Origin of the sequence: Floridaenema flaviceps BLCC-F50, assembly GCF_041929275.2 — a bacterium.
GTDB lineage: Bacteria > Cyanobacteriota > Cyanobacteriia > Cyanobacteriales > Aerosakkonemataceae > Floridanema > Floridanema flaviceps.
On the sequence record NZ_JBHFNR020000001.1, the window covers coordinates 3,498,293 to 3,510,947 of the forward strand.

Annotated in this window: 11 protein-coding genes and 1 tRNA gene; 8 read left to right on the forward strand and 4 right to left on the reverse strand. The window is 40.8% G+C overall.

Features of this window, described 5'->3' with window-relative positions:
- Positions 1–84: 84 nt before the first annotated feature.
- Positions 85–157: transfer RNA gene (locus ACE1CI_RS17005), tRNA-Glu, on the forward strand.
- Between the two features lie 115 nt (positions 158–272).
- On the opposite strand, the gene ACE1CI_RS17010 is transcribed toward ACE1CI_RS17005, so the two are convergent.
- The 3 genes from ACE1CI_RS17010 to ACE1CI_RS17020 form a co-directional block, all read right to left on the reverse strand.
- The gene (locus ACE1CI_RS17010; protein WP_413263850.1) at positions 273–1,961 is read right to left on the reverse strand and encodes an ABC1 kinase family protein; all 1,689 of its coding nucleotides are present in this window, start codon (positions 1,959–1,961) and stop codon (positions 273–275) included.
- 174 nt (positions 1,962–2,135) lie between these two features.
- The gene (locus tag ACE1CI_RS17015) at positions 2,136–3,572 is read right to left on the reverse strand and encodes a sensor histidine kinase (protein ID WP_413263849.1); all 1,437 of its coding nucleotides are present in this window, start codon (positions 3,570–3,572) and stop codon (positions 2,136–2,138) included.
- Positions 3,573–3,999: 427 nt separating this feature from the next.
- Entirely contained in the window at positions 4,000–4,911 is a 912-nt protein-coding gene (locus tag ACE1CI_RS17020) for a hypothetical protein (protein WP_413263848.1), read from the reverse strand.
- A 225-nt stretch (positions 4,912–5,136) separates the two neighbouring features.
- Between ACE1CI_RS17020 and pgl the strand changes: the two genes are divergently transcribed.
- The 5 genes from pgl to ACE1CI_RS17045 all read left to right on the forward strand — a co-directional run bounded on the left by pgl (position 5,137) and on the right by ACE1CI_RS17045 (position 10,124).
- Positions 5,137–5,874 carry a 6-phosphogluconolactonase gene (pgl, locus tag ACE1CI_RS17025; RefSeq protein ID WP_413263847.1) on the forward strand — a complete coding sequence of 246 codons (738 nt, stop codon included), beginning with the start codon at positions 5,137–5,139 and terminating at the stop codon, positions 5,872–5,874.
- 82 nt (positions 5,875–5,956) lie between these two features.
- Positions 5,957–6,712: a double zinc ribbon and FHA domain-containing protein gene (locus ACE1CI_RS17030; protein ID WP_413263846.1), complete on the forward strand. Its 756-nt coding sequence runs from the start codon at positions 5,957–5,959 to the stop codon at positions 6,710–6,712.
- 30 nt (positions 6,713–6,742) lie between these two features.
- A complete protein-coding gene (locus ACE1CI_RS17035; protein WP_413263845.1) occupies positions 6,743–7,183 on the forward strand; it encodes an FHA domain-containing protein in 441 nt (146 codons plus the stop codon).
- A gap of 96 nt (positions 7,184–7,279) precedes the next feature.
- A complete protein-coding gene (locus ACE1CI_RS17040) occupies positions 7,280–9,391 on the forward strand; it encodes a CBS domain-containing protein (RefSeq protein ID WP_459564037.1) in 2,112 nt (703 codons plus the stop codon).
- A gap of 325 nt (positions 9,392–9,716) precedes the next feature.
- Positions 9,717–10,124 (forward strand): FHA domain-containing protein, encoded by a 408-nt coding sequence (locus tag ACE1CI_RS17045; RefSeq protein ID WP_413263844.1) that lies wholly within the window; start codon positions 9,717–9,719, stop codon positions 10,122–10,124.
- On the opposite strand, the gene ACE1CI_RS17050 is transcribed toward ACE1CI_RS17045, so the two are convergent.
- Positions 10,100–10,861: a DUF2459 domain-containing protein gene (locus ACE1CI_RS17050; RefSeq protein WP_413263843.1), complete on the reverse strand. Its 762-nt coding sequence runs from the start codon at positions 10,859–10,861 to the stop codon at positions 10,100–10,102. The two genes, ACE1CI_RS17045 and ACE1CI_RS17050, sit on opposite strands and share 25 nt — an antisense overlap.
- Before the next feature lie 142 nt (positions 10,862–11,003).
- Between ACE1CI_RS17050 and ACE1CI_RS17055 the strand changes: the two genes are divergently transcribed.
- Entirely contained in the window at positions 11,004–11,777 is a 774-nt protein-coding gene (locus ACE1CI_RS17055) for a PRC-barrel domain-containing protein (protein ID WP_413263842.1), read from the forward strand.
- Between the two features lie 75 nt (positions 11,778–11,852).
- Entirely contained in the window at positions 11,853–12,464 is a 612-nt protein-coding gene (locus ACE1CI_RS17060) for a Uma2 family endonuclease (protein WP_413263841.1), read from the forward strand.
- Positions 12,465–12,655 lie beyond the last annotated feature (191 nt).

A 12,655-nucleotide genomic window follows, 5' to 3' on the forward strand; every position in this document is an offset into this window, starting at 1 on the left:
AGGAAAAATTAGATCAAAAAAAACGAAAAAAGGGGTTGACACCTTGGGAAATAGTGGATAATATTATAAAAGTGTGGACGACACGCCCCCATCGTCTAGAGGCCTAGGACACATCCCTTTCACGGATGCGACGGGGATTCGAATTCCCCTGGGGGTATCCCAGATAAAGACAAAAATACGAAAGGCGAAAGAAAAAGATTTTCTTATCGCCTTTTGTGTACTTTAGGGGAAAATGCCCGCAGGGGAAAGGAATAATCCCCGGCTTAACCCACTTACTTTTCCGCCAATTTATCCAGCTTTTCTCGGACAGTTAAATTGAATAGAGAGCGTACCAAGAACAACAAGCATAACCCGGATAAAGCAAAAGCGATCGGAGCAAAAGCACGATACTGTCCCAAAAGTAACACAGCACCACCCAGCAGGGTAAACCCAGTTAAACAGGCCCAAATAAGAGTTTTAATGGCTAGATGAATGCGTTTGAGAATGCGATCGCTAGCCTCAGACTTACTCCGAAATTGTAACTCACCACTAGCAATTCTTTCCTCCCAACGTTGCAGCGCCAGTTCCGTTTTACTAGGTTGCCGTAACCTATATTTAATATAATCTCGCGTTTGTCTGGCTAATTCCCCAACACTATTAATTCGTCCTCTAGATAAAGTAAGACTTCTCACAAAAGGTTGAGCCGCCGCGATTAAACTATACTGGGGATCGAGAGTTCTCGCCACTCCATCGAGAGTAGTTAAAGACTTTAAAATATAAGTCATTTGTGCAGGTAATCGGAAAGGTTGTTGCTCAAACATTACATACAATTCTTGGCGAATTTCCCCAAAAGCTTGGAAATCGATCGGCTTTTCCGTAAACTTATCTAATAAAAAAGTAATCAATCGCTTCACCGGAGTCATATCAGCCACAGGCTCAATTAAACCCATATTAATTAAGCTGTCTAACACCGTAATGGTGTCCTTTCTTAAAACCGCAAAAAAAGTCTTCAGCATTTGATCTTTTGCCAAAGACTTAACTTCTGCCATCATCCCAAAATCATAAAATATAATTCTCCCTTCCAAGCTAACAGCCATATTACCCGGATGAGGATCGGCTTGAAAAAAACCATCAATTAATAATTGTTGCAAGTAACAACAAATACCGATTTGATTAAGTTTTTTCAAGTTTAAACCACAACTTTCCAAACTTTTCTTGTCATCTATCTTAATTCCGGGAGCATATTCTAAAGTTAACACCTTGGTTGTAGTGTATTCCCAATATACTTTCGGCACCCAGATATCAGGATTAGTTTGAAAATTTTGCCGAAATCGATCCGCGTTTTTACCCTCTTGAATGTAATCAATCTCTTGATATAAAAGATTAAAAAACTCATTATAAATAGCTGATAAATCATACTTAATTGTCCCAGGTAAATATCGCTGACAAAAATGTACTAATTGACGGAGAATTTTAAAATCTAACTTAAGTAAATTTTCTAATCCTGGACGTTGAACTTTAACAACTACCTCTTCTCCCGTGTGTAACCAAGCGCGATGTACTTGACCTAAACTAGCAGCTGCGATCGGACAAAGTTGAAAATCACGATATAACACATAAATAGGCTTACCCAATTCCGATTCGACTACCGAAATAGCTTCTTGAGCCGTAATTTGGGGAACCTTATCTTGCAATTCCGATAAAGCTTTAACATACTCTAAAGGTAACAAATCCGCACGAGTAGATAACGCCTGTCCAATTTTAATAAAAGTTGGCCCCAAATCCACTAAAGTTGTCTTTAACCACTCGGCCCGACGTTTTTTATGTAAAACAGAATTATTCCGAAAAGTAGCATCCCACCACAAATAAAAGATAAAAGTTATAGCTGCACTAAAAATATCGATTTGACGAGTCAGCTGAGAATATTTAGGTCTTTGCCAGCGCGACAGTTTTGGCGGATTTAGCGTAGCAGTTATAGCCATAGAATTTAGAATCAGGAATTCCAGATTGGATCTCAAAGATGATGAGAGTAGAAAAACCCACTCCAAGCGAACCAACTCTGGTTTGAATCATGAAGCTCAGCAATCATCAGATTAACTTATGGGCTGTAGATATTTCAATTAGTACAACACCATCAGAAAAGCAAAATTTGTTCCTCACCCCTGCATTTGCGGTAAAGTCAGGGTAAAGCAAGTTAACCATGACTGACTATCGCTCATCGGAGAGCTAGAAACAGTAATTACCCCATTCAAATGTTCTACCAAACATTTGACCAAAGCTAATCCTAAACCAGTACCTTGAATTCCTTTTTGCATCACTCCCTCACCGCGACGGAACTTCTCGAAGATATATTCCTGTTCTGCTGGTGAGATGCTAGAACCAATATTCGAGAGTGACAAAACAATTTGTGGCACTTTTTGATTAGCTTGGTAAATAGCACGCAACACAACTTTTGTATCTGGTTCTGAGTACTTACCTGCATTGGTGAGTAGTTCGGTGAGAATGCGGTTGACGCTATCAGCATCAGTATCTAAAACTAGCGATCGCTTTGGCAGATGCACCTCCATACTTAATCCCTTAACCGACCACTTCTGGGTAAAAGACTGCTCTAACCTTTCAATCATCTCCCTTATATCAACTTTTTGTGGTTGCAGTTGAGATTTGTGAGACTCCAACTCTTGCAAAGTTAGCAAGTCATTGATCAAATTAATCTCTAAATTACACTGTTGCTCCAAAATATCCAGATACCTTACCTGACGCTCTAGAGGCAACCCTGGTTGACGTAACATACAAATTGCCATTCTCATGCTTGCCAAAGGGTTTCGCATTTGGTCACTCATCGTACTGAGAAACTCATCTTTGAGCGCATTTAACCGACGTAACTGGTCAATTTGTTGGCGAGTCTTTTCATACAGCTTAGCCTGAACAGACAAACTCCACTCTAACTGAGCCGTTCTTTCTTCCACCAAAGCTGAAGTTTGCCGCAATGTCTGAAACTGGAGAACAGCGATACTCAACTGAGCACTCACTAACTCTACCAATTCCAACTCTTCAGTTAGCCAAGCACGGGGTTGACGTTGCTGTAACGCCAAAAAACCCAACACTGTCCCCTGACTTTCCAAAGAAATCAACAGTAAGTTTGGCATACTGTCGAGGTCAAAAACTGTGGCTACACACTCAGCAGAATCATTACAAGAAATGCAGCGTTTGTCTTTCAAAATTAACGGCTTGGGAGTATGTTGGTAAGCCATCTGACACAAATCACATTCCGATAGCCAAAAAGATGAGTTAATTGAACTTGGCGAGGGTTGATTTCCTTCCGAAGTAGGGGTAAGCCATTCATAAATCACTGTGGCTTTAGCTCTCGGAATTGGCTTTTGGGAACGATTTTTGATCAGTGGATCTACGTATTTCAATAATAAGATTAGACTCCGCTCAATCTGTAGAGTCCGCACTAGACCATCAACAGCTAACTTGAGAATTGGATCTAGTTCGGTACAACTACGGATGGCGATCGTTAATTGATTAAGCAAAGCTTGATACCTTGATGAGGTGTCAAATTGTTTATACAAATGAACTTGTGATATTGCCATTGTTATTTAGTCCGACAAAGCTGAGAATTTTTGCTGTTTTTGATGCAGTCTGGCAGTAGGAACTAAATCCCAAAAGCAACATTACCCTGTTAAGATTTAAACTTGCTTTATGGTAAATAAGGTTACTTATAAGCAGTTTGCTTTTGGGTAAAAACGATAAATGTTCGGAAGTATTTGAGTACTGGAAACATTCATCCTCCGCTAACAATAATTTTTGGGAGAGTTTTTCCATCTAAGCCTGATTTGATATATATGTATTTTTGGCAATATGGTATTTGCCTAATAAGTCAGACTTATAGAAAGTGCTTTGACAGAACCTCTATTACTGACACAACTGGCACTAGATTATCCTTAACGGACAAAACTAGCATCCGTGTTTTCTCTAGAGATCAACTAAATTGAAGTACTAAGGACAAAAAATTCTTACTTAACGCTGAGTTGAGCGCTTTTTTTGGGCTTCTTTCAAAGCTACTTCGCTACTTTGGCGATACAGCACCTTACGATTTTGCGCTAATTTGTAGCGATCGTCATCAACTGGTACATTACTCATGTAATCCGAAGCCTTTTGCCAGGTAGCAGCTATTTCTAACCACTGCGCCGGAGTTTCGGCAACTTGACCTGCGGCTACAGCTTCTTCTGCTAGTTTCACCGCTATGCTAAAGGAATCAGTGGGTAGGGATACACTGGTTTGCTGAACCACAGCTTTGGCAGTGTTGGCTTTCTGATTAGGGAATGATTTGTTGGGCCAAGTGGGTGCTATCGCATCTAATCTTTTCGCCCTTGTTTGACTTGTTGGGCGAGTTATACTCTGATAAATCCAAGAGCTAACTAATGACACTGATAAGCTCAATAATGCTCCGACGATTATGCCTCGCCTCCATTGTTGCCGAGAACGTTCCACTGGAGTTAAACAAGCTTTTAGTGTCGGTTGCTTACCCAAGCTAACTTTTTGCTCTGATAAAATTTCTGCCCAGCTATCCCAGAAATGACGCTTGGGTAGTTTGATTTCCTCTACCCAGAGTAATTTATTCTCTGGATCGCGGTTAATTTCTTCTAACCAGATTAATTTCTGTTCCTGAATAATGCGACTATTAATTTTAGCCCGACGAATATGGCGCGGGCTAATACTGGTCAAGATTTCCTGGATTTGCGGCACTAAGGTGGATTTTTCCAGTTTATCGGCCTTTTCAGCTTCACATAGCAATTGTAATAAGTCATTTTCTCGCACGGCTCTAGTTCTGACTCCAGTATCAGCCAGTTTGTCATTAAGGAGTTGAATGATGGCCGCTACGCTTCCACTTCTTGCTTGCTTAGCAACGTTCTCTCTGGGATTTACCATTTTCGGATCAGCAATTGTTAGCTAGTTGCTCATAACAGGTAAGGTCAAATCATTAGTTTAGAGTAGCAGTTACACAGGTAGACGCAAATACAGTTAACTGAAATTTTTTTAGTTTAAGGTTACTATTGACTCTGCCAAATGGCAAGATTAACACAAAAGTTACTCTTTATTCCTGATAAATTATGCTTTACTCGGAAACAAACAAAGCTAAAGGGGTGGCAACTCATGGGTAAAATTGTGGAAGTACTTCCTTCTCAGGCCGATTTAATTTCCCGCTCGCTGGGTCTAGTGGGCGAAAAAATTACCGAAGCGATCGCACTACGGGGAATTTGTACCATTGCCCTTTCCGGCGGCAGTACACCCAAAGCACTTTATGAAGCGATCGCCACCCAAGACCTCCCTTGGGAAAAAATTCATGTATTTTGGGGCGACGAACGCTACGTCCCACCAGACCATCCCGACAGCAATCAAAAAATGGCTCGACAAGCTTGGCTAGATCGAGTAAACATACCCAGCAGCAATATTCATCCCATGCCCACCAAAGCAGACAATCCCGCAGCGGACGCAGGGCAACACGAAAGTGAATTACGAGAATTCTTTTCCTCTTGGGCTGGGGAGTTGCCAATTTTTGATATTGTTTTATTAGGAATGGGAGATGATGGGCATACTGCTTCTTTGTTTCCCCACACAGAGGCACTGCAAGTAAGCGATCGTTTAGTTACTGTAGGCAACAAAGACGGACAACCCCGCTTAACCTTTACAGTACCTTTAATCAACAACGCTCGTAATGTGGTATTTATTGTTGCGGGTGCCAATAAACAGGCTGCCCTAGCCGAGGTTTTTGCTCCAGAAGCCGACGCAATGACCTATCCTGCCCGACTAATTCAACCTCAAGGACAACTTTGGTGGTTATTAGATGAATCAGCAGCCAAAAATCTAAATTTAGTTACCTCAGAACCATAATAAAATTTATTTAGGAGAGCAACTGGAAATACTTAAAATTCCCCCAAATCCCCTTGACAATAATCTCTAGGTAAAAAACTTCATGATTGTTTGTCCAAACTGCAATCACCAAAATCCAGATGGCGCAGTACAATGCGAAGCCTGCTACACCCCCTTACCCGCGACTACTAGTTGCCCCAACTGTGGTGCGCCAGTACAAACAGATGCTAGTTTCTGTGGTCAGTGCGGTTTTAGTCTCCAGAATAAAGCAGAAGCAGAAGCAGAACCACAAACAGCGGCACCCCCGACAGTGGCAATGACTCCCTCAGCGCCACCTGTAATGCCTTCTTTACCAGCACCAGATCCCTTAGTGGAACCAGATCCCTTGGTTGTCGGTTCTTCACCCAATCCCGAAAATTTGAGTGTTCCATCAACTGTACCCCCATCCCCGGCACCTGTAACCCCAGTGATGGCATCAGGTAACAGCGCCGCTCCCAATCAAGGAACCATTGCTCCGACTCGGATTCAGCAACAAAAAGCTTTGCTGAATCATGTACAAACTAAAACCAATATTGAATTACCACAAAATTTATCAATTATTCATTTGGGAAAACCTAATGAGCAAATTCCTCCAGATATCGACGTTTCTGGATTTCCCAATTCTGAGGTAGTTTCCAGAATCCACGCAGATATTCGAGTTGAGGGAGATGCCTACTATATTGAAGATGTGGGAAGCTCTAACGGAACATACATTAACCATACGCCTTTGCCAAAGGGTAATCGACATCGATTGCGTTCTGGCGATCGCATTTCCCTGGGTAAGGGAGATCTTGTAACATTCTTATTTCAGCTTTCCTAGCCGATTTGACCCAGAGTTGACACTACCAATGTGATTACACTAAACCTACTACATCCGCTTCAGTCGATTCCCATTCAAAGCTGGACTTTTGAAGCAGAATCGCTGATTCGGATCGGACGTGCCACCGATAACGATGTGATTCTTTATAGCGCCGTAGTCTCCCGCTATCATGTGGAACTACGTCGCCAAGGTTCCAATTGGGAAGTAATTAATTTGGGTGCTAATGGCACATACTTAGAGGGTAAACGCATCACTGAAGCACCGATTAAAGATGGAGTGATGATTCGATTAGCTCGCTCAGGGCCCCAAATTCAAATCCATCTGGGAAGTTCTGGTACGAAAGATGGACAAAAGACGACTTCGCAAAAACCAGTATCAGGAGAAGCGAAGCCGGGAGAAAAGTCCAGAGATACTTTAATTTATCCCAAAGGTGAACAACAAAAAGAAGACAGCACCGAATTAGATTATTAACTCAAGTTGCTAGTTATAAGATTGAGGCTGGTATGCAAAATGTTATAAGCTGATTTAATGTGGTGATGTGGTAATCATCACATCATTTTTATCTCCATGCAGCTTAACGGCGCAGCGCCTTACTCCCTGTCTCTAAAAAGTGCCATTGACTCTCATACCGTGACAGTCACTCTGGATACTCCTGTAATTGATGTACTGCACCTGATGGCCCAGATGCGAAGTAGTTGTCCAGTAGATACTGGGTCACGATCAGAACAAACAGATGTGAGTTCTCCACAGGCTTTCAAGAGAGCTAGTTGTGCTTTGGTGATCAAAGACTCTGAGTTAGTCGGGATATTCACCCAAAGGGATATTGTGCGGCTAACGGCTAACGGCATGAACTTCCAAGGGGTGAAAGTCGCACAGGTGATGTCCAGTCCGGTAATTAAGCTGATCGAGTCAGATTCTCAAGATATTTTTACGGCTTTGTCAGTTTTTCGTCAACATCGGATTCGCCACTTACCTGTTTTAAACTCCCAAGGTGAATTGATGGGACTGCTGACACCTAAGAGTATTCGCGCCTCCATGCAACCAGCTAATTTGTTGACGCGGTTGTGGTCTGTGGAGGATGTGATGAGTACTCAGGTGATTCGCGCACCCATGACTACATCGGTTTTGCATTTAGCTCAGTTGATGGCAGAGTACAAAGTAAGTTGTGTGGTAATTACCAGGGTTGAAGAGAACAAAACTTTAGAGATTGGTAATCCATTACGAAATTACATAGTACCTGTGGGAATTGTCACTGAGGGGGATATTGTGCAGTTTCAGGCGCTAGAACTGAATTTATCCCAAATGCAAGCCCATGAGGTGATGAGTTCGCCACTGTTTTGTTTAAATCCTTCCGATTCATTATGGATTGCTCATCAACAGATGCAGCAGAGTCATGTCCGGCGTTTGGTAGTCACAGGTGAGCACGGGGAGTTGTTGGGTATTGTTTCCCAAACTAGCTTGTTGAAAGTTCTCGGTGCTACGGAAATGTATGGGGTGATTGAAGAGTTACAGCGAGCGGTGGAAGAACGGACGACGGAATTAAGAGAAGCTAATCAAAGATTGCAGAGGGAAATTTTTTCCAGGGCGTTAGCGGAAGTCGAATTGCAAAAGGCTCACGATCATTTGAAAAGGCAAGTTGAGGAACGAACTGCTGAGTTAAAAGCGGCTAATGAGTTGCTCAAACAAGATATTGCCAAACGACAAAAGGTGGAAGAGGCTTTGCGTCGCCGAGAGGTAGAATTACAAGAACAAGCGGCTCAGTTAGCAGCTACTTTACATCAGTTGCGATCGACTCAAGCTTCGCTAATTCAAGCGGAAAAAATGTCTAGTTTGGGACAGTTAGTGGCGGGAATTGCTCACGAAATTAATAATCCAATTAGTTTTATTCATTGTAATTTGCCTTACGCTAGTCAGTATGCGCGAGATTTATTAGATGTGGTTCAACTTTATCAAAAGTATTATCCGCTTCCAGTACCAGAAGTTCAAGTTCGGGCTGAGGAAATTGATTTGAATTTTGTGTTGGAAGATTTGCTAAAGTTACTTAGTTCGATGCAAATTGGGGCAGAAAGAATTCGCCAGATTGTTTTGTCTTTGCGGAATTTCGCTTTGTTGGATCAAGCAGAAATGAAACCTGTGGATTTGCATGAGGGAATTGATAGTACTTTATCTCTTCTGCAAAATCGGTTGAAGGGAACTCCAGAATATCCAGGGATTTTGGTGATTAAGGAGTATGGGGATTTACCTCTGGTGGAGTGTTATCCAGGACAGCTAAATCAGGTGTTTATGAATGTGCTCAATAATGCGATCGATGCTTTGGAAAGATGCGATACTGGTCGGTGTTCTGCGCCTTGTATTCGCATTCGCACCGAGTTGATTGAGGGTTTGGGGGAGAATGCGCGAGCTAATCAATCTCGACAAAATTCTTCTCGTTCTATTGGTAAGTTTCCTTGGTTGGCAATTCGGATTCTTGATAATGGCCCTGGTATGTCTGAGGATGTTAGACGTAAACTCTTCGATCCTTTTTTTACCACTAAACCAGTAGGTCAAGGAACTGGGTTAGGATTATCAATTAGTTATCAGATTGTCGTAGAAAAACACGGTGGTCAATTAAAGTGTATTTCCGCGCTAGGACAGGGTACAGAAATGGTGATTGAAATTCCTATTAGGCAAAATAAATAACTTAAAGTTGGTAGTTACTAGCGAGCGTGATGGGAGAGTAATTGGTAGTAGGTAGTAGGTAGTGGGTAGTGGCTAGTGGCTAGTGGGTAAGTGCTAATGGTATTCCTTCTACCCACTACCTATTATCAGCCTCAATCTTATAACTGACAACTTGAGTTTAATAAGTTAAATAATTGTCAGTATTCGGTTTACAGTTAGTTACATCGGAATTTGGTAACTATACTATTGCGGGAATTGTCGAACCATTCTTTAATTGATATGCTGGACATAAGCGGCGCAATGTCGTAACAATTATACACATAAATATGTTCCCAATTTTATAGCTGTGATTACTTTAAATCTGTTACATCCTAGCCAATCTACCCCGGTTCAAAGTTGGACTTTTGACGCTGAACCTGTAATTAAGATTGGTCGTTCTAAAGAGAATGATGTGGTGGTTCTTAGCTCGGTGGTGTCTCGGAAACATATTGAGCTAGTACATAATGGTTCGGAATGGGAAATTGTTAGTTTAGGTTCCAATGGAACTTATGTGAACGATCGCCCAGTGAAAAAGACAAAAGTTAATGATGGCATGATTGTCCGTTTGGGAAATTCTGGGCCGAAAATTCAAATTCAATTAGAAGTGGGAGATGCTGATAAAGTTAGCAAGAAATCGGAATCTCAGCGCTCGTCTGGGAATGATTCAGACCCATCAAAAGATCAAATGACTTACTTAACTATTCCTCCAGAATAATCGCGAAGTAATGATTTTTTATAGCTAATGCTGCATTCACAAGTTCTACCAAAATGTAGCATCACTGCTGAAGAAAGACCCGCCCATAAAGGTGTATCAACATCAGCTTTTCGTAATGCTTCTGCTGCCCAATTATTACAAGTTCTCAGTATTGAGTAACTCCCATTTGCGGCATAAAATCCACTACTAGATAAGTGACCATTGGCTATTCTAATTGGCTGATTCTGCGAATTGAATTGAAAAGTATTCTGGATAAATTGAGTTAATTTTAAGTAATCGGTTTTAGTAACTTTGACGCATTTAAGTTCTCGATTTTGGGGAAGTTTGGCAAATCCTTGGACAAGAATTGTGGAAGGAGTAGGTAAAAATAGTGCTTTGACAGCAGTAATGAGATTTAATTCTGCCAGGGTAGGAGTTTGAATATAGAAATCTCGATCGCCCCAACCAAAAGTAAGATATTTATAATTAGCTGTAGCATCTTTCCCAATAGCGGAAATATTAATAAATTCGCGCCAATCAACTAAGCTATTGCTGACCGGAAGAACAATATTTATGTGCATTCCATCGTTAATAACACAAACGGAAAAATCACATTTTTCTTGGGCAATATCGCAGTTGATTACTGGTGTAAAATAACCAATAGCTAACAAGGTAAGCAAGGATAATTTGCCTAATAAAGAATAGTAGAAAAAATTTTTGAGACGCTCTTTTTTATTTCCAGTTAGCCATTTAATCATAAAATTTTTCTTAAATATAGGCGTGGTTAATTAAGGTTAATCTAGTTTAGGGAATTGAATCTGATTCTGGATAGAGTAAAATTCCACTATATTTTACTTATAATTTTACAGCAACGTTATTTCAGAGGTTAGGAGGTAATTTATGGATACACAAGAATCAGTGATTAAGCACAGCCAACTAATTAATCTGTTAGTGCTCGATCGCCGCACCGCAGAAGAGTTAGGACGAATAGACCATTTATGGTTAAATCTGCAAACTCATCAAGTATTAGGTTTAACTTGTAAGTCAGGTTTTTTAGGTAGCAGTAAACAACGGGTACTTTGGCAACAAATTGAATCATTTGGCGAACATAGCATTTTGGTGAATATTAATCGTGAAGAATTTGCTAATCCAGATAAACCTGATGAAGCATATTCTTTAATCGGTCATGAAGTCTGGACGGATACTGGTAGTAAAGTGGGAAAATTAGTAGATTATTTAATTGTTCCTGAAACTGGTGCGGTAATTAATTATTTATTTACTTCTAGTGGGTGGAAGGGAATTTTAAATGGTCTTTACATTCTACAAATTTCTAAAATTCAGAGTATTGGTAGTAAGCGGTTAATTGTGGAGGAAGCAACTTTTCAAGAACCGGAGTTTTATTCTGAGGGTTTAAATCAAAAAGTAGGGCAGTTTAAAGAATTGTTAAAGACAGATTTAGAGGAGACAAAGCGCCATTTAGATTCTCTGGCAAAAGGGGCGCAGAGTATTGCGGAACAAGCTAAAGATAAGGCGAAAGAATTAGCAGATCAAGCAAAAGAACAACTTTCTGAAACTCAACAAAAATCAGAAAATCCTGCTTTACCGGAAGCGCCAGAGATTATTCAAATTAAAGCTGAGTTGGTAGAAGATTCTGAGGAGAAGAAAAAAGGTTGATTGGGAAAGTTGGGGGAAGTGCGATCGGCATTTCTCCCAGTAAGTTGGAAAATATCTAGTTAGGAGAATTAGCCAATGACGGGAATTATCCAAGCAATTGAAAAGCGTTACTACTCTCCAGAGGAATATTTAGCATTGGAAGAAGCGGCGGAATACAAAAGTGAATATTACGATGGGGAGATTGTACCGATGACGGGTGGAACTACTAATCACAATCAAATTGCACTGAATGTAAGTGTTGCTTTAAGCATTGCTTTCAAAAGAAAAGATTATCGAGTTTTTATGGGTGATGTGCGTTTGTGGATACCTAAAAAACGAAGTTACACTTATCCAGATGTGATGGTAATTGCGGGAAAACCGGAATATTTTGAGCAACGAAAGGATACAGTTACTAATCCTCAAGTAATCGTGGAGGTGTTATCTAAGTCTACTAAAGATTACGATCGAGGTGGGAAGTTTCAGTTTTATCAGACGATACCTAGTTTTCAAGAATATATTTTGATTGACCAAAGTCAGAGGTTTATAGAACAGTTTTCTAAACAGGAAAATAAACGGTGGTCTTATTGTGTTTATGATGAGGAAGATTTGGCGTTAGTTTTTAGTTCTTTTGCGGTGGAGGTGTCTTTGGAGGATATTTATGAGAAGGTTGATTTTGATGCGGAAGAAGTAGAAGATGTGGGGGAATGAATAGTTGAAATTGAACCGCAGATGAACGCAGATGAACGCAGATGTAGTAGGGGGTTTTTTGTGGGGGGTGCGATCGCTTTTTTTAACGCAGATGAATGCAGATGAACGCGGATGAACGCAGATGTAGTGGAGATATTTAGATTTTGTGTTAATCCAGCGGCATTTTTGGGAAAACTTACTGTAGAGTCAGA